Genomic DNA, 18190 nt, shown 5'->3' with positions numbered 1-18190 from the left:
AGGTACATTATGGGCAAGGGGAACAGTCCGGTGAAATTGGGAATTATCGGTTGCGGTTGGGTGACAGAGACCCTGCATCTGCCTGCTCTCCGTAGAGTAAAACACGCGAACGTCGTGGCTGTGGCCGACGGAGACCCTGAGCGGTTGAAGCGGGTGGGCGATCTCTTTCAGGTTCAACGGCAGCATGCTGACCCGCGGGCAATACTTGACGACCCTGCGATAGAGGCGGTCGGAGTCTGGCTACCGGCCGACCGTCAGGTTGAAGTCGCACAGGCTGTCCTCGCAGCAGGGAAGCATCTGTTCATCGACAAACCCTTGGTCTTCAACCTGAAGGTCTGGGACGAGCTGATGGCGCAAGCTGCGCGGGCCAATAGGCTCATCATGGTGGTGGGATTGCCACGTCGCTGGCATCGTCTCATAGGCCGCGCACGGGAAGTGCTTCGGCAGGGGAGCTTAGGAAAGATTGAGCTGATCCGCACAGTTTTGACCGGCAGGAATCCGGAGCGCCGGAGCTTTCACGAAGAAGGCGATCGGCATGCGGTGAAGGGCATTCTCTATCAGTTTGGCGTGCACCACTTCGATGTGTTGCATGCGTTACTCCGAAGCGAGGTCGATGACATCCTTGCTTCGAGCAATGCCGATGAATCGACGGTGATTGTGACCGCACGATTCGCTAACGGCGTGCTTGCGTCTTCCACATTCTCGGAAGGCGAGAGTCGGAACGATGAGATCGAGATTTATGGGCAGACCGGCCGTCTGAAAGTCTCCTGTTACCGCTTCGATGGCTTCGAGTATTTTCCGCCGGAAGTCCATCCCGGGGATATGAAAACTCGTCTGCAACTCGCTGCCCAGACGCTGAAGGAATTGCCTCAAGGGCTGGTGCGGATGCGCCAAGGCGGTGACTTCATCGATTCTTATCGGGTGGGGTGGCAGCATTGCGTGGATGCCATCCGTCACGATACTCGACCGGACTGCACGCTGGAGGAGGGCCGTCGAGCTTTGCAGGTGGTGCTTGCCGCGAAGGAGTCATTGGCGCTCGGGCGGCCGGTGAACGTCGAGTAGATGTTTCACGATCGACCTCGTGTTGAGATGCAGAGTGGGGCGTGTACAGGGATGTGTTTCGCTTGGAAGAAGGAGAGTATGGGATGAACGTTCTCGTCACAGGCGCCACGGGTTTTATCGGCCACCATCTCATCGAGCGGCTGATTGCCGAAAGCGTTCACGTTCGCATCCTTGCTTGGCCGAAAGAGGATACCTCAATGTTCGACCGCCTGGGCGTCGAGGTATTTCGTGGGGATGTGCTCGATTACGGAAGCGTGCAACAAGCCGCCTCGAATTGCCAGAGGATTTTTCACCTTGCAGCAAGAACTGAAGCTTCCGGACCGTCCAGAAAAGACTTAGAAGAGGTCAATGTTCAAGGAACCGTGAACGTGGCACGAGCCGCATTGGTTGCCGGAGCCAGTCGACTTGTCTTCTGTACCAGTGGGGCGGTCTTTGGCCGCGCGATTAAGAACCGTTCAATCAGTGAAGCTACGACACCGATTCCGGACTCACCCTATGGCCAATCTAAATTTATAGCCGAACAGGCTCTCCTCTCCAACCACCGACGCGATGGCCTGTCGGTGGTGCTGGCACGGACCTCCGCCGTCCTTGGTCCGGGAGCCATGAGCTGGTTGAACTTGTTCCGAACCATTGCTGCCGGACAGTTTCGTTTAATCGGAGAGGGCGATAACCATCACCACGTTGCAGATATTGCGGATATCGTGGACGGCTTGGTTCGCTGCGGATCTGCCGCCGGCATTGAGGGACGAACGTACATTCTTGCGGGTGCGGAATCGATACGTCTGCGGGATCTCGTCCAAACAATTGGGGAAGCGGTTGGAGCGCCTGCATTGCCAACGAATCTCCCGGCAGGGCCATTCCGATTGTATGAGGCGGCGAGCCGGCATCTGTATTCATGGCTTGGCTGCCGACTTCCTCGGGCGGACCGCATTGATCTCTATCTCGGAGACAGAGCGTTCGACCTGTCTCAAAGTCGTCGCGAACTCGGCTACCGGCCGACGGTGAGTACGAAAGAAGCAGTTTTTCGCACGGCTGCATGGTTCAAGGAACATGGCTATATTTAGATTTCTCGAAAGCTAAGCATATGGCAAAGGGCAACACAACTCCGCCGCTCATCATCTTTGGGCTGGATGGGGGCGATGCCGGATTCATCCGGCGTTGGGCCGAAGAGGGATATCTTCCGACCATTGCCTCGATCATGCAACGCGGCTGCCAGGGAGCGGTCGGCGGCCCTGAGCTGCTGTCGACGCAAGGTGCGTGGGTGTCCTTCTTTAGCGGAGTCTCGAGAAGTTCGCACGGACAGTATTACAACCGCCAGCTTGTGCCTGGCACGTATGAGATTCGAAACATTGCCGCACAGGATGTTCAGGCCTTGCCGTTCTGGTCTCATTTGCGCGGGGCTTCGAAGAAAGTTGCGATCATTGATGCACTCGAAGCAGAAATTCTGCCAGGCCTGGCAGGTGTTCAACTTGCGAATTGGGCCGTCCAGCAGCAGCATAACCATGCAAGCGTCCCTCCCACGGCTGAGCCCGCAAGTCTGTTGAGCGATATCCGCCGGCATGTCGGTCCGCCGATACACATCGATGTGTTCAAGCCCGGCAGCTCTGTCCACGAGGATGTGGCGGCATACCATCTCATCCTCAAACGCATAGAGGAGAAAGGGGCGCTGTGCCGCTGCCTTCTGGCGCAAGATCGCTATGATTTGGTGGTGACGATGTTTGTGGAGGCTCACACGGCGGCCCATCGGTTCTGGGACTATCGCCCTGGAGGGAGCCGACACACCGAAGGGCTGAGTGAGAAGAGCGGCTTGGACACGGCCATACGAGATGTCTATCGGGCCATCGATCGCGAAATGGGTCTGTTGTTGAAACAATTACCGGACGAGTCAAACGTCTTCATCATATCGCTGTTCGGAATCAAAGATCTCTATCCTACGACGGGTCTCATTGAGGAGTTTTGCAGGAAATTAGGGTATCAGATTCCCTCATATGGGGATCATCGCAGTCTCAGCGTGCTCACATGGCTTCGTCGAGCCATCCCGCCTGACGTGCGCGCGAGAATGAGCCAGTGGCTTCCGCGAGGTGTGCAAACCCGGTTAGAGACCGACCGATTCCAGACGGAAACGAATTGGGCGCAAACCAGAGCATTCTCCATTCCGGCTCTCAATACCAGCTTCGTGCGAGTGAATCTTCGCGGGCGCGAACCTCACGGCATTGTCGAACCGGGTCTTGAGTACGAACGTCTTCTGACCCAGATCGACGCTGATCTCAGGCAGCTGGTGGATGTGCGCAGCGGGAAACCGGCCGTCGAGAGCGTGATCAGAACAGCCGAGGCCTTTCGGTGCGGCCCTCCCTCAGTCCTTCCCGATCTGACCGTTGAGTGGACGAGCGCCCCGTATTTGATGGACAGGGTGAGTCACCCCAAGGCCGAACTCGTTCAGGTCAGGCCGCACTACAACCGGAGCAGTTACCATACCTTCAGCGGCTTCGTGGCCGCCGCCGGTCCTGCTATCGAGGCCGGCAGGGATCTCGGTGAAGTCTCACCGCTGGATTTTGCTCCGGCGTTCCAATCTCTCATGGGCAATCCATGGCCTCAGAGTGTGACGAACCGGATTCTGACTCAGTGTGTCCGTCGTCCATCGTTGAATATCGGATCGACGACGATAGCCGGGTGAGGCATTATGAAGAAAGAGCGTCCGTTCATTTCAATTGTGATTCCGACCTACAACCGGCCTGACCAACTCGCGGTTTGTCTACGAGCTTGTAGCCGTCTTGACTACCCGCATGATCGCTTTGAAGTGATCGTGGTGGACGACGGGGGACTCACGCCGTTGGATGAAGTGGTGAAGCCGTTCCAGGGCGTGCTTACGCTCACGCTCCTGCGGCAGGAAAATGCCGGCCCGGCGACGGCGCGAAATAAGGGAGCCATTGAGGCCTCAGGCGATTTTCTCATCTTTACCGATGACGACTGTGCTCCCGCGCCGAACTGGCTGGAGACCTTGGCGGTACGATTTGCCGCATCGCCGGATAGCGCGGTCGGCGGGGAAACGTACAATGCGCTCACACAGAATCTGTACTCGGCCGCAAGCCAACTGCTGGTCTCATATCTCCTCGCGTACTATAGCGGTGCCCCTGAAAGGGTGCGATTTTTCCCCTCCTGCAACCTGGCGTTTCCGGCCAAGCCGTTCCGCGACATCGGAGGGTTTGACCTCTCGTTCCCTCGATCCGCGGGCGAAGATCGCGAGTTGTGCGATCGCTGGCAGCACCGGGGCTATCGGCTGATGTATGCGCCGGAAGCGGTGGTCTATCATGCGCATCACCTGACGGCGAAGACCTTCCTCCGTCAGCATTTTCATTATGGGGGCGGCGCCTATTATTACCATCGGCTTCGAGCACGTCAACGACAGCAACCGATGAAAGTCGAGTCGCCCGGTTTCTACGTCAAGATGCTCGCCTATCCGTTCGGAAAGATCCCGTTCGGGAAGGCGATGCTGGTTGTGCCGTTGCTCGTTGTCGCGCAGGCTGTCAATGCGGTGGGTTTCTTCTGGGAACGCGCAAGGGGGAAGAAGCGTATGACCGGTTTGCAGTATCCGGCCATATGAGCGGACGCCTCACTATGACGAGAAGACTTCTCCGCAAACTGCTTGGCGGCGTGTCCATTCTGCTCATCACCCTGACTCTGCTCGAAGTCGCGGTCAGGATATGGGGGTACGCACAACCGCACCTGTATGATCCTATTTACAGGCCGTATGACCGTACCGGCGACATTCCCTATATCCATAAGCCCAATCTCGTGGACGCGCAGGCGCGCGGTCTTGCAGTGATCAATACCGATAGCCTGGGACTCAGGGCGAAGATTGCCGGGGCATTGTATGGAGCCAAACAGCCGAATGAGTATCGCATCGCTCTGATCGGAGATTCCTGCACCTTCGGTGAGGGCGTCACACGAACGGAGGATACGTTCGCCCAGGTGTTGGAAGACACGCTCAATCGGCGCCAGCAGGCAGTGACCGTCAGAACATTTAACTTCGGCGCATCTGCCTATAGCGTCAAAGAGATGGTCTCCACGTTTCAGTCCCGCACACCGGATATCCAGCCGGACCTGGTCGTGATGGCCATCATCCCGTCTGATTTCAATCTGGCTCGAACCCCTAGGGTTGATGAGGAGGGCTATTTAATCGATCAGAAATTATATCGCTTCAGCCCGTCCGGGTCGATGATCGGGCACGCGCTTCGTCACATTCATCTGCTTTATGTTCTCAGAGGCATCGGTGTGCGTTGGTTCGTTTCCTCCCCGGACGTCGGCCAAATGATTGCGCGGGGCGAAAGTCCAGAAACATATGAGTATGTCCGGCAATTTAGAAAGGTGGCAGAAGAACGCGGGCTTCCCTACGTGGTTGTGTTGCTTCCCAGGCTGCGGACAACAGATTGGGGGGCTATGTCGGACCAACTGACACGCGATCGCATCGCGTACATTGATCTGTCGAGCTTGAAGAATGAGTTTACAGATGAGCAGTACAGGGCCAGCCGATTCGACCCGCATCCATCCGCTGTGGTTCATCATCGCATCGGGGAAGCATTGGCGGACTATGTGCAGCACCAACCGGGATTTACGCAGTGAGCCCGACCGCGCCACCGTCCGGTCGACACCTGTTGGATGGAACGGCGTGGGTGTTTCTTGCGGGACTATTGCTGCCCCTGACGGGCATCATTACCGCGGCGTTCTTGACCAGGAGACTGGGGACCGATGGGTATGGGTTGCTGGTGCTTTCCTCGACCCTATTCATGTGGGTCGAGTTGACCATCAATGCATTTTTTTCCCGTGCCACGATTCGGTTCGTCGGGGCGGCGGAGGACTGGTACCCCGTCGGCGCGACTGTCATCCGGTTGCATGCGCTGGTCGGGGTCGGAGGCGGATTGCTGCTTGGACTATTGGCGTTCCCCTTGGCGTGGCTCTTCCACGAACCGTCGATGGCCCCCTATCTCGCCTTGTACGCCCTGCACGTGCCGATCAGCAGTCTTTCACAGGGTCACCAGAATATCCTCATTGGAAGAGGCCGCTTCCGCCAAAAAGCCATGAGCAACGCCGGCCGCTGGACTGCCCGGCTCTGCTTGATTCTGTTCCTCGTCGAAATGGGCCTGTCCGTTCCCGGTGCCATCCTCGGATCCCTCGGGGCTGCGGCTGTAGAGTTGGCGATTACCCGCCGGTACGTCAAACTTCCGTTGTTCGGCTACATTGCCGTGCCGACTCGGCCGTTCTTTGACCTTGGAATCGTGTTGGGATTCTCCGCCTTGTTGCTCCAGATATTTTCCAGCCTGGGCGTGGTCATGCTGAAAGTCCTTGGCGGGACGATCGAAGAGGTGGGAATCTACGGTGCTGCGCAGAATCTCTCGATCCTTCCCAGCCTGTTCGGGCTCGCGCTGTCTCCGTTGTTGCTCTCGACCGTGAGCCGTCTGCTTTCTGATGGAAAGATCGCCCACGCAAAAGATATGGGGCGTGGTGCCATGAGAATGGTGTGGGGCCTATTGCCGTTCGGGGCTCTCGTTGCAGGAGCTTCTCGGGAGATTGTCACCTGGGTCTTTGGTTCGTCATTCGAGTCTGCGGCCCCGCTCCTGGCGGTCTTGATTTTCGGAGCCATCGCCTTTGTCATGGTTTCCGTCGCGGGCGTCGTTGCAACGGCTTCGGGGGCTCCCCGGTTTGCGCTGTATTTAAGCGTGTTCTCTGTACTCTTCGGGGCAATCGCAAACTATGCCTTGGTTCCCTCATTCGGCGCATTCGGCGCAGCCATGGCGACGGTGCTGTGCCAGGCGATCGGTGCTGTGGCGGCCATCGGCGTGATCTACCGGCTCTGGTCGATTTTCCCGCCGGCCGGGACGCTGTGGCGGAGTGTGGTCATCAGCGGACTGGCCTATACCCTGGCAGTGGTATGGCCCGCCAGCGGCCTCTTGTTGCTGGTCAAATTGGCCTGCATCGGCGTGGTGATTCTTCTGTCGTATCTGGTGCTGCGTGAATTCAGCGCCGAAGAAATTGCTCAAGCCCGTTCGTTCCTGCCAGGAAGCCCGGTGCTTCCCCTTCAGGAGCAGAAGCGGTGAGCGGGGATTATGAGGCGGCGGTGGGTGTGCACCGGATGGCGGATTGCGGGACGGCTTTGAGGGTGTTGATCCACCGGTGCTTCATCAGCTGGTCCGCGATGAGGATAGAGGTGTCTTCCGGGAGCGTCACCGTCGTACGGATCTTTTCCTGGAGAGCCTGATTGCTGCCATCCGCATCCAACTCGTACCAGGCGCGGTGCGGAATGACGACCAGCGCATAGCAGGGGATGCTGGTCAGGGCCTGGACTTTCTTGCGGACCAGATAGGCTGCCTGGACGCCGGGCTTTGAGGCCAGTTGTTCGGCGATACCGGCCATGACCTCAGCGGCCAGTCCGTGCGGTTCGAACGAGTCTCCGGGCTTGATGGTGCTGCGTTCGGCTTCGGCATCGAGGAGCTGTTGCTGTTGCCGCTGCGCCTTCACGCGGTAGCGCATGGACTCTTTGTGGTTGCCTCGGCGTTCCAGATAACCGGAGGCCAGTTGGCAGGCTGGAATCACCGCCTTGCGGTCCGCTGCCAGGGCTTTCTCCAGATACAGCAATCCGGCTTGATCGTTCTGCGCCAATAAGAGGCGGCCTACCGCCAAGTTCGCCTCCGCGTGAGCCGGTACCTTGGCGAGCAACTGCTGCAGCAGCGGCAGCGCCGCGCGGCCGCTTTCGAGTGCTTCCATTTGGCACGCATATTCCCACAGCTCGTTGATCGAGAGCCCGACGGTGGCGGACTTGTCGCTTAAGGACTGACAACGCGCGCGCGCCGCCGCCATTTCTTCGTGTTTCTGCTGCCATTCCTCCGCCACAGATTCCGCCCAACTGCGGTCGAGCGCGGCGCGTGTCGCGGTCGCATGCGCATCCAGATAATAGTTCGCGGCCGTGGCCTCATGGGGGTCACGCACGTGGGGAAAGTCGGCAGGCGGTTCCGGCGCATTGGGTTTCTCGGGAAGCTGGTCCAAAGCGGCCAGTCGATCGGCCAAGGCCGGATGGATATCGGCATAGTTGGTGGTCTGCTGCATCGCCTCGTGCAGCCACTTCTGAATGCTGTCTTGAGGAGTGACGCGCTGCAGCACAGTGATGAGTTCATCGAGATGTGAGGCGGGCGGTGTAGGATTCGTGATGGTCCGGCGATTCAGCGCGGGCCAATACAATTCGTCCATGAGGCGCGCGATGACCTGGCGTGCTGCCAAGGCGTCCTTCATCGCATGCGGGCCGACCAGTCCGGCAGCCTGGCGATCGGCTTCGTACTCCTGCGCGCGGGCCAGAGCGAATGAGCAGGCGTTGAAGAATGGAGCGTACCAGTCCAGAAATTTTGGAAAGAGCGCCGAACCCCACTGATCACGGGCGTGGCGTTCTTTCAGCCAACTCGACCAGGCGATGCGCGTGCGATAGACCCATCGGGAGAAGCGTCCGTGGTGAGGGCTGAGATGGGTGAGTTCATGTGCGAGTACGGCACGGAATTGAGCCGGTGTCATCGCCAGCATGAGCGGCAGGCCGAGCAACAGATAGTTCTGGTACCAACCGAAGATGCCGAGGCGCGGCCGTTGTGAGACGGCGGCATTCAGGTCGTTGACGATAAGCACATGGTGAAGCGGCGGCGTGTCCAGCGCCGTCGTCAGCTTGTCGATCAGGAGAAAGAGGCGCGGCGTGTCTTCCCGATACACCTCATATCCCGTCGGCGGGGTGGCGCGGGCCCTGAAGGCTCGAAGGGTGATGGTTGCCAGGATTCCAAGGCCAAACAGCAGCTGGATGGAGCTGAGGTAACTCGATTCTCCATCTACGAAGGAAAGAATCAGCCAGGCGCTGACGCCCAATGCCAGCCCGAGGGAGGTCAGCACATAGGCATAGCCAAGAGCGGCGGTCAGCGCGATCTTCCGTTTGTATGGAGCCGGATGTTGTGAGGCGTAGGCCTCGAGACGGCGCACCAATTGCTCAAACTGTGTATCGGACATCGTAGTCGGTATTCCTCCCTAGAGTCGCAACCAGTGTATGAGAAGGCCGCATGATCGCCAAGGAGTTTGTTATTTATTGATGGCGGATTCTCGACGGTTGGGTTGCCTGTGCCGGAATGTGCGGGGATGCTCCAATGGGATCAGCGCCCGCGACAGGACTGTCGTTCTTGGCCTGCGTGTTCTCGGGCGTCGCTCGATGTTACGCAGAGTAGTGTGCTTGCAGGTGGTTTCGTTGAAATATCAGAATATGTCGGATCAACACTTCACGGTCCTGTGAGGTCATCCTGACGAAGCGGGCGTGGAGGCGATAGGTTCCTTCGGGATAGGGGAGAGCATCGAGGCGCACGACTTCGGCTAAGGATGTGAAGAGGCCATAGTCGGGCAAGCGCATCGTAACGGAGAGGATGTCGTCGGGTTGATAGACTGTGGCAACCGTCATGCCGAAGCCGCCGCCGCTGATGTTGACGGATTGCTCGATGAGCACACCCTCCGTCGTGTCCGACTCGGGCTGAATGCGGATGGGCAGAGCGACGGTGATCCGATAATATTCGCGGCGATCTTTCCCGGACGGCTGCGAAGCCGGTGCATCTGATGGCATGATGCACGGGAGTATAGCAAAGTCGGCAGAAACGAGTGCGCCAAAATGCAGGCTGCCGTTCCGATTCCTGCGCGGGCTTCGGGTTGACGTACGCTCATGGTTGTGGGCGGGAGGCGAGCATGTCTTGAATGGCTTCGATGATGAGCTCAGGCTGATCGAAGTTGATGAAGTGGCGGCTGCGCTTGCGGGTACGTTGCTGATGGCACGTGAGGAGTGGGGGCCGTGTAGCTGGGCGAGTTACCGTAAGTACCGGTCAATGCTGAGGGCTTCGTGGAAGACCCCAAGGATATCGATGTGTTCTTTGGCGGAAGACATAGGCACCGCTCACGGAGAACGCTGGGACTGGGAAGCCTCAAGCTGGACGTCTCTTTAGGCTTATCTCGCCTCGTCGGAATAGCGAGAAGAGGCTTGATTTACAAGCAGCCGACGGGTTGTTAGGATGCGCCGCATGAAAGCGGCTGTGAATCTGCTCTGGGCGCTATTATCTCTGCTTGGCGCGGTGGCTCTTGCCCATGTTGTCGGTGTCGTCAATCCCCACGAAAAAGTGAATGGTCTGTGGCTCGTTGTGGCGGCGGCGTGCATCTATGTGCTGGCCTATCGGTTTTATGGCCGTTGGCTGGCCAGGCAGGTCCTTGAGTTGAACAATCAACGTGTCACTCCTGCCGTTCGCATGAACGACGGAGTGAATTTCCACCCCACGAATAAGGTTGTGCTCTTCGGCCATCACTTCGCGGCGATTGCGGGGGCTGGTCCGTTGCTGGGTCCGGTGCTCGCGGCGCAGTTCGGGTTTCTTCCCGGGTTTCTCTGGCTGGTGATTGGCGCGGTGCTGGCTGGCGCGGTGCAGGATTTCATCATCCTCGTGGCCTCGATGCGGCGGAACGGGCGCTCGCTTCCTGAAATTGCGCATGATGAACTCGGCTCCATCACCGGGACGGCCACGGCGGTAGCAGTGCTCTTTATTGTGGTCGTGGCACTGGCCGGATTGGGCTTTGCGGTGGTGAATGCGCTCTATCACAATGCCTGGGGCACGTTCACGATTGCGATGACGATTCCTATCGGCTTTATCATGGGCTTCTATCTTCAAAAGTTTCGTCCCGGCGCAGTGGCGGAAGTCTCTGTCCTTGGAGTGGTGCTGTTGATTGCGGCGGTGCTGTTCGGGCGTGTCGTCGGCCAGTCGTCGTTTGCCGCGTGGTTTGAGTTTGACCGGCCAACGCTGGTCTGGCTCCTGGGTGGCTACGGGTTTCTTGCCTCGGTGCTGCCGGGCTGGATGCTGCTGGTGCCGCGCGGCTACCTCTCCACCTTTATGAAGCTCGGCGTTGTGTTTCTGCTGGGATTCGGCGTGGTCCTCATGGCGCCGACGATTGAGATGCCGCGTGTTACAGCATTCGCTGCCGGCGGCGGGCCGATTATCCCCGGCACGCTCTTTCCTTTTCTCTTCATCACGATCGCCTGCGGAGCGGTGTCGGGCTTTCATTCACTCGTGGCCTCCGGCACGACGCCGAAGATGATTGAACAGGAGTCGCAGGCAGTCGTGGGCTATGCGGCGATGCTGCTGGAGAGTTTCGTCGGCGTGATGGCGTTGATTGCGGCGTCGGTCCTGATTCCCGGCGACTATTTGGCGATCAATACCGCGTTAAGCCCCGATACGTTGGCGGCGATGGGGTTTGCGCCATCGCGCATTGCGGAACTGTCGCAGTTGGTCGAGGTGGATGTGGCGGGGCGGCCCGGCGGAGCAGTGTCGCTTGCGGTGGGTATGGCCTCGATTTTTGCGGCGCTGCCCGGCATGTCGGGGTTGATGGCCTATTGGTATCAGTTTGCGCTGGTATTCGAGGCGCTGTTCATTCTGACGACGATCGATACGGGGACCCGTGTGGCGCGCTATCTGATTCAGGAAATGGCGGGGCGGGTGTACGCGCCGTTTCGCCGGATGAATTGGTGGCCCGGCGTGCTGTTGAGCAGCGCGTTTGTGGTCGGGTCTTGGTCGTATTTGATTGGGACGGGAAGTATCTCGACGATCTGGCCGATGTTCGGCGCGGCGAATCAGCTGTTGGGAACGCTGGCGCTCTGTATCGGGACGACGGTGTTGATCAAGATGTGGAAATCACCCTATCTTTGGGTGACTGCAGCGCCGATGTTGTTTGTCGGCGTGGTGACGCTGGCGGGGTCCTATGAAATGTTCGGGATGTTTATGAAGAAGGCGGCGACGCTGGCGGCGGGGCAGGCGTTCGCCTTGTATCTGGATGCAGTGCTGGTGGCGGTGGTGGCCATTCTTGGATTGATCGTCTTGAGCGACAGCCTGAGACAGTGGTATGGCTATGTGATTTTGAAAAAGCCGTTCACGAGCAGTGAAGTGGTGGTGATGGCGGGGGGCGGCTCGGCGGGCCGGATGCAGACGGCAATTACTGATGGTGAAAAGGATAAATGTTTCCGACTGCCGCACGGTGGCGGATGTTGTTAGGGCGAGGTCGTGCAGCCTGGTCGTCCTCTTGCTCGCGGAACGCGCACGATGAAGCGGTGCTCGTTCGACGCGCGCAGGTGAGGACCAACCAGGCCTTGGGGTAGGTAAAATGCAAGAAGGAGGGGATTGTGGCGGATCAATTTTCGTTTGATGTGGTCTCAGAAGTAAACATGCAGGAGTTGCGGAATGTGGTCGATCAGGCGACGAAGGAAGTGAAGCAGCGGTTCGACTTCAAGGATTCCAAGACCGAGATCACGCTGAAGGAGAAGGAAAAGGAGCTCGTCATTTTGTCGGATGACGAGTATAAGCTGAACGCGGTGATCGACATCATCAAGACAAAGTGTACGAAGCGTGGCGTGTCGCTGAAGGCGTTCGATTACGGCGCCATTGAGCCGGCGCTCAGCGGGACGGTGCGGCAGACGGCCAAGATTCAAAGCGGGATTGTCACCGAGAAGGCTAAAGAGATTACGAAGGCGGTGAAGGAATCGAAGCTGAAAGTGCAGGCGCAGATTCAGGGGGAGCAGGTGCGGGTGCTCAGCAAGAGCAAAGACGATTTACAGGCCACGATGACGTTCCTCAAGGGGAAAGATTTCGGCATTGATCTCCAGTTTACTAACTATCGTTAAGGAGATGGCGATCGCCTCCATCTCATGAACCGCTTTCTCTCTCTGCTTCTTCTTCTCGTTTGTCTGGTCGGCTGTAATCGCAGCGACCCCATTGTCGTGCTCCAGCTTCACCCCAAGAATCCTGACATCATTTACGTCGCGACGAACGACTATATCTATAAGACGCGTGACGCCGGGCAGACCTGGACGAATTTATCGAGGGGAATGAGTCACTCACGCGTGATCTCGATGGCGATCGATCCGGCCTATCCCGCGACGGTGTACGCGGGGACGAAAGGCGATGCGGTTTTCAAGAGTCACGATGGCGGCCAGCGATGGGTATCGATGCGCTCGGGCCTTGATGATGCCACGATTACGTCGGTGGTGAATCAACTCCTCTTCGATCCGGCCGACAGCCAGCACATTTTTCTCGCCACCACGATGGGGGTCTATGAGACCAAGAACGGCGGTGAGAACTGGTCAAAGAAGATGGAGGGAATGAAGGAAGTGCTGATGGTCGTGACGCTGGGCATGGATCCGACGCGCCCGGCGATCCTGTATGCGGGGACGAGCGGGGGCGTATACAAGTCGATCGATCAGGCGGAGCATTGGGAAAAGGTAAACAACGGATTGGTGCCGGCCGGCATGGTGAAGACGTCGCGGGCGTTGAATGTGACGTCGGTACAGGTCGATCCCTACGAGCCGGATACCGTCTATGCGGCGACGCTGGCCGGCCTCTACAAGTCAACGGATGCGGCTGCGTCGTGGAAGCGGATCGGGGAGTCGCTTGCGGATCAGATGATCATCGCGATGGCGCTTGATCGGGCTCGCAGAGGCGTGGTCTACATTACAGGGCGTGATGGTGTGCATCGCAGTGAAGACGGCGGTGCAACGTGGACCTCGATCAACAGCGGGTTTGCCACAACCAACATCAGAACGATCGCACAGAGCCCGTCGGATCCGAAGCTATTCTATGCGGGAACGAACGGGAGCGGGTTGTATCGGAGTAACGATGCGGGGGAGACGTGGGAGTCGATGCCGCCGCTGTATGCCGGGAATGAGCTGCGACCGTAATGGCTGTGAGTGAAATGAGAACGTCAGCGAGTGGTGCTGCGATTCTGTAGGCTTGATCCGACTGATGATCCGCCGAGGGATGAACCGACGGAGGTGTCGCTCAAGCTGGACCCGATGGTCGACTGGCCCAGGCTCGATCCTACCGCCGTATCCCCGATGCTCGATCCTACCGTAGACTGCTGCAAGCTTGATCCCACCGCGGATTGATCTGAATTCAAGCGGGACTCACCGATATCCGCTCCTGCGCGGCCGGTCGCGCCGATGTCAAAGCCGGTCGGCCCGCTGGCGCCAATGTTTGCTCCGCTTCGCGGCGATGCTCCGACATCTCCTCCCTGAGAGCCGCCCGATCCGATATCCGTTCCTGATCGCGGAGTTTTTCCGATGCTCGTGCCGGCGGTTGAGCCGGCTCCGATACCAGTTCCCGTTTTCGGACCTACCGGCAGAGAGCGGACCCGGAAGTCTGTTTGTATAGAATCTTCGATCTCTTGAATGCGGCGCGATTCGTGTGCCGCTGATTCATAGTCAAGCTGGCCGAGTTGGTTTCGTGCATTGCCGATCGCTTCCAGTTTGGCGTGCAATCGCTTCAGGTCGGTGCGCGCTTTGGCGACGGGCGGAAGAAGCTCTGCGAGGGTCCACCCTCTGAGCTTCATATGTTCGCTGAAGAGGCCGGACTGAGCCATGGTGAGCAATTCATTGACGTCATTGCCGAGTTCTTCGACTGATTGCAGCTCTGCTAGGTCCGTGCGACAGCACTCAAGGAACTGGTTGTACTTCTGGAGAAAGGTCGTGACTTCCAACTGCAGATTGTCGATCTTCAGTTGGCGGGTCGGCTCTTGAGGTGTGCGGCCATCTGATGCGGATGGATCTTTCTTTTCCATGAGGGGAACACAGCCGGCAGTACCCTTTGAGGCTCTGAGCTGTTGGTCGGGAGAGCTGTGTTCGCAAAACTCAAGAAGCGGCGCTGCGTCGGCTGGAGGAGCCGGGGTGAGGGGAGCTGGGAGAAAGAGCAGTGCAAAGATGCTGGTTAGGAGGTTATTGCGGGTAGTAGGCGTCATGAAGGGATTTTCGCCTCAAGGTCTGGCAAAGTCAACGAATCTGCACCATTAGGAGCCTTCATTCCCTGAGCCATTGTGTGATCGTGTTGGAGCGCGGCGTGCGAACCTGTAGCAGGGAGTCTCACGGGTCATGCTCAAGCCGTTTCTGGCTTTGAAAGTATGAAGATACAGGAGGCGTAGCCATTCGATGACTCCCCTCAAAAGTGACCGTCCTCTCTGAAAAATAGAGCGAATTTCCGCAAACGAGTCCGATCGCCTAAGTCCATGAATTTGCTATTGACAAGGAGTTCAACGGGAGTATACTCGGCTCGCAAGTGGGGGAAAGTGGATATAAGTGGTGAGGATAAAATATCGAGCAAGCCGAGGCATGTTTCTGTTTTTCTTGATGAAATAACAGCTTGGCTTGTCACGGACAGGTCAGAGACTTTTGTTGACGGTACGGTGGGGTATGGTGGGCATAGTGAGCGGCTACTTGAAAGGGCTGGGGATGGAACCGTCCTTATCGGCATTGATCGGGACGAAGAAGCGCTTGCGTACTCTCGTAACAGGCTTGCCAGATTTGGCAGTCGGGCAATTCTGCTCAAGGGGGACTTTGTTGACGTGAGGCAGTTATTGCGGAGTGTCGATATTCCAGAGGTCGACGGTGCGCTCTTTGATCTTGGCGTGTCGTCGCCGCAGTTAGACGACTCGAATCGGGGATTCAGTTTTCGGGAAGACGGACCACTCGATATGCGCATGGATCAATCAACGGGTATGACGGCCGGAGAGTTGGTGGGTAGGTTGCCCGAGTCCGAATTGGCAGATCTCATCTTCCAGTATGGCGAGGAGCGATTCTCCCGGCGTATTGCGCGTGCCATTGTTCGTGCGCGTGAACGGAATGCACTGTCATCGACGCAAGAATTGACGGCGGTGATCAAGGAGTCCGTTCCCGTCGCATATCGGCACGGGCATATCCACTGTGCAACGAGAACATTTCAAGCGCTTCGTATTGCGGTCAATCGCGAGTTGGATGTGCTTGAGCCGGCGATCCGTGATGCGGTCGATATGTTGCGGCCCGGTGGCCGTCTTGCCGTCATATCGTTTCATTCGCTCGAAGATCGGATCGTGAAGCACACGTTTCGCTCTCTGGCCGAGCGGCCACACCCCAAGGTCGCGGTGTTGACTAAGCGTCCGCAAGTCCCTTCCGAAGCCGAGTGTCAGGCGAATCCGCGCGCGCGAAGCGCCAAGCTGCGGGTTGCCGAGCGTCTGTCAAAGGAGTCTGCCCAATGAAAATGCTGGCAGTGACGGCCGGGCTCTGTCTCGTCTTCGTCTTTGTGTGGGAGCGGGTGGATATGGTGCGCCTGGGTTATCAGGTTGAACGATTGAAGCATGAGAAGGTGGTGTTGGAGCGCGAACGCGATGAGCTCAAGGTGAAATTCTCGGCGCTGAGTTCGCCCGATCGGATTGCAAAAGTCGCCACGGAAAAATTCGGTATGAGCTTGCCCCAGCCTGGTCAGGTCGTGATGGTGCAATCGAAAACGAAGGACTCGCCTGCATCCGCTGTGGAACTGCGGATTGCCAGGAATGATGTGTTGAACGGGAGGCGATAGTGACTGGTTCGCCGTCACGGGCCAGACGGTACGTGTTGTTGCTGATGATGCTCTGCGGGTTTGCGGTGGTGCTGTTTCGGTTGGTGAGCCTGCAAGTCTTACAGGCGGCTGAGCTCACGGCCAAGGCTGACCGTCAACATCAGAAAACGGTGTCCTTGGAGGGTGCTCGAGGGACTGTTGTAGATCGTCATGGCAAAGTGCTCGCCATGAATATGGAAGTGCCTTCCGTGTTCGGTATCCCCACTGCGCTCGAAAGTCCTGCCAAGACGGCTCGGTCTCTCTCTCCGGTGCTGCGCATTCGAACCGATGAGTTGGAGAAGAAGCTGCGACAGGATCGCAGTTTCGTGTGGCTGGCCAGGAAGTTGGATCCTGAGCAGGGGCACCGCCTGGAGCATATGCCGATGGAGGGGATCGGGCTGGTGATGGAGGGCCGTCGGTTCTATCCCAAGGGTCCGCTTCTGGCTCATGTGTTGGGATTCGCCGGGATGGATGGAGAAGGGCTTGAGGGGATTGAGCGGCGGTATGAGTCGCAACTCCATGGCGAAAAGCGAGTTGTGGTTTTGCAGCGCGATGCTATGGGTCGGACGGTGTTCCCGAAAGGCCAGGCCGAGCAAGTTCCCGCCGCCGGTCATAGTTTAGTCATCACGATCGACGAAGTCGTTCAGTACATCGCTGAAAAAGAATTAGAAGAAGCGGTCACCAAGTCACGGGCCAAATCAGGCACCGTCATTGTGCTCGATCCTCAGACCGGTGCCGTTTTGGCGTTGGCAATCAGTCCTCGGTTCGATCCGAATGCCATGTCATCTCTGACGGCGGATCGTTGGAGGAATCGGGCGTTGACGGATACCTATGAGCCTGGTTCGACGATGAAGGCGCTCGTGGCGGCTGCAGCGGTGGAAGAGAAAGTCATGAAGCCGAGTACCATGCTGTATGGCGAAAACGGCCGGATGACGATTGCGAATACCGTGATCCATGACCACGAAAAGCTCGGCTGGATGACGTTTTCGCAGGTGATTCAGAAGTCGAGCAACATCGGCGCGGCCAAAACCGGGATGGCGCTGGGCGATCAGCGTCTCTATCGGTATCTGCAGGCCTTTGGATTCGGGCAAAAGACCGAAATCGACCTCCCTGGGGAGGTCGGCGGATTGGTCAAGCATCCTGGGGAATGGGGGCGCCGGTCATTGGCGTCAATTTCGATGGGGCAAGAAATCGGTGTCACGCCGATCCAGATGGTGTCTGCCGTGGCGGCCCTGGCGAACGGCGGAGTCTTGATGAAGCCCTACGTGGTGTCCGAAGTGCGTGATGCGCAGGGGAAAACTCTTCGTCAGATTTTGCCGCAAGTCAAGCGTCGCGTGGTGTCGCCTGAAACGGCGCGGACGGTGACGTCGATTCTTGAAGGCGTGGTGACCGATGGGACTGGAAATAAGGCCGCAATCCCTGGATTCAGAGTGGCTGGCAAGACGGGCACGGCGCAGAAGATCGATCCGCGCACCGGCGGCTACTCTTCGACATTGTTTGTCGGTTCCTTTGTTGGGTTTGTTCCCGCCGACAATCCCCGATTGGCGATGATCGTGGTGATCGATGAGCCGCAGGGTGAGTCTTGGGGCGGAACCGTGGCCGCGCCCGTTTTCCGCCGCGTGGGCGAGCAGGTGTTGAACTACCTTGGAGTCTCATCGGACGAGCCGGTCAAGCTGGCTATGGCGTCAAACCGTCGATAG

Annotated in this window: 15 protein-coding genes; 12 read left to right on the top strand and 3 right to left on the bottom strand. The window is 58.1% G+C overall.

From position 1 onward, the window contains the following. Window positions 1-9: 9 nt before the first annotated feature. The 6 genes from NITLEN_RS03305 (at window position 10) to NITLEN_RS03280 (ending at window position 7154) form a co-directional block, all read left to right on the top strand. Complete coding sequence (locus tag NITLEN_RS03305) at window positions 10-1062, top strand: Gfo/Idh/MocA family protein (protein WP_121988140.1); 1053 nt, start codon at window positions 10-12, stop codon at window positions 1060-1062. 83 nt (window positions 1063-1145) lie between these two features. Beyond that, the gene (locus NITLEN_RS03300) at window positions 1146-2126 is read left to right on the top strand and encodes an NAD-dependent epimerase/dehydratase family protein (protein WP_121988139.1); all 981 of its coding nucleotides are present in this window, start codon (window positions 1146-1148) and stop codon (window positions 2124-2126) included. Window positions 2127-2146: 20 nt separating this feature from the next. Continuing rightward, window positions 2147-3736, top strand: coding sequence for an alkaline phosphatase family protein (locus NITLEN_RS03295; protein ID WP_121988138.1), 1590 nt, complete (start codon window positions 2147-2149; stop codon window positions 3734-3736). Between the two features lie 6 nt (window positions 3737-3742). Then, window positions 3743-4663 carry a glycosyltransferase family 2 protein gene (locus tag NITLEN_RS03290; RefSeq protein WP_121988137.1) on the top strand — a complete coding sequence of 307 codons (921 nt, stop codon included), beginning with the start codon at window positions 3743-3745 and terminating at the stop codon, window positions 4661-4663. 14 nt (window positions 4664-4677) lie between these two features. Then, a complete protein-coding gene (locus tag NITLEN_RS03285) occupies window positions 4678-5682 on the top strand; it encodes an SGNH/GDSL hydrolase family protein (RefSeq protein WP_121988136.1) in 1005 nt (334 codons plus the stop codon). After that, window positions 5679-7154, top strand: coding sequence for a lipopolysaccharide biosynthesis protein (locus tag NITLEN_RS03280; protein ID WP_181416606.1), 1476 nt, complete (start codon window positions 5679-5681; stop codon window positions 7152-7154). Before NITLEN_RS03285 ends, NITLEN_RS03280 begins: the two co-directional genes overlap by 4 nt. A 7-nt stretch (window positions 7155-7161) precedes the next feature. On the opposite strand, the gene NITLEN_RS03275 is transcribed toward NITLEN_RS03280, so the two are convergent. Together NITLEN_RS03275 and NITLEN_RS03270 are read right to left on the bottom strand one after the other, a co-directional pair. Beyond that, a complete protein-coding gene (locus NITLEN_RS03275; protein ID WP_121988134.1) occupies window positions 7162-9093 on the bottom strand; it encodes a M48 family metallopeptidase in 1932 nt (643 codons plus the stop codon). A 199-nt stretch (window positions 9094-9292) separates the two neighbouring features. Beyond that, the gene (locus NITLEN_RS03270) at window positions 9293-9691 is read right to left on the bottom strand and encodes a flagellar brake protein (protein WP_121988133.1); all 399 of its coding nucleotides are present in this window, start codon (window positions 9689-9691) and stop codon (window positions 9293-9295) included. A gap of 448 nt (window positions 9692-10139) precedes the next feature. On the opposite strand from NITLEN_RS03270, the gene NITLEN_RS03260 reads away from it, so the two are divergent. The 3 genes from NITLEN_RS03260 to NITLEN_RS03250 all read left to right on the top strand — a co-directional run bounded on the left by NITLEN_RS03260 (window position 10140) and on the right by NITLEN_RS03250 (window position 13828). Next, entirely contained in the window at window positions 10140-12149 is a 2010-nt protein-coding gene (locus NITLEN_RS03260; protein WP_121988131.1) for a carbon starvation CstA family protein, read from the top strand. 128 nt (window positions 12150-12277) lie between these two features. After that, on the top strand, window positions 12278-12775 hold the full coding sequence (locus tag NITLEN_RS03255) for a YajQ family cyclic di-GMP-binding protein (RefSeq protein ID WP_181416605.1): 498 nt from the start codon (window positions 12278-12280) through the stop codon (window positions 12773-12775). Between the two features lie 24 nt (window positions 12776-12799). Further along, window positions 12800-13828 carry a WD40/YVTN/BNR-like repeat-containing protein gene (locus NITLEN_RS03250; protein ID WP_121988130.1) on the top strand — a complete coding sequence of 343 codons (1029 nt, stop codon included), beginning with the start codon at window positions 12800-12802 and terminating at the stop codon, window positions 13826-13828. A 23-nt stretch (window positions 13829-13851) separates the two neighbouring features. On the opposite strand, the gene NITLEN_RS03245 is transcribed toward NITLEN_RS03250, so the two are convergent. After that, on the bottom strand, window positions 13852-14883 hold the full coding sequence (locus NITLEN_RS03245; protein ID WP_146216076.1) for a TrbL/VirB6 family protein: 1032 nt from the start codon (window positions 14881-14883) through the stop codon (window positions 13852-13854). Window positions 14884-15231: 348 nt separating this feature from the next. Between NITLEN_RS03245 and rsmH the strand changes: the two genes are divergently transcribed. From rsmH to NITLEN_RS03230, 3 genes are read left to right on the top strand one after another with little or no spacing between them, the layout of a single operon-like run. Beyond that, a complete protein-coding gene (gene rsmH, locus NITLEN_RS03240) occupies window positions 15232-16152 on the top strand; it encodes a 16S rRNA (cytosine(1402)-N(4))-methyltransferase RsmH (RefSeq protein WP_425464134.1) in 921 nt (306 codons plus the stop codon). Further along, the gene (gene ftsL, locus NITLEN_RS03235) at window positions 16149-16472 is read left to right on the top strand and encodes a cell division protein FtsL (protein ID WP_121988127.1); all 324 of its coding nucleotides are present in this window, start codon (window positions 16149-16151) and stop codon (window positions 16470-16472) included. Before rsmH ends, ftsL begins: the two co-directional genes overlap by 4 nt. Beyond that, entirely contained in the window at window positions 16472-18190 is a 1719-nt protein-coding gene (locus NITLEN_RS03230; RefSeq protein WP_121988126.1) for a peptidoglycan D,D-transpeptidase FtsI family protein, read from the top strand. The genes ftsL and NITLEN_RS03230 overlap by 1 nt, the downstream gene beginning before the upstream one ends.

The organism is Nitrospira lenta (genome assembly GCF_900403705.1).
Taxonomy (GTDB): domain Bacteria; phylum Nitrospirota; class Nitrospiria; order Nitrospirales; family Nitrospiraceae; genus Nitrospira_D; species Nitrospira_D lenta.
Note: the sequence above shows the minus strand (reverse complement) of the source record. Positions and strands in the feature narration are given on the sequence as shown.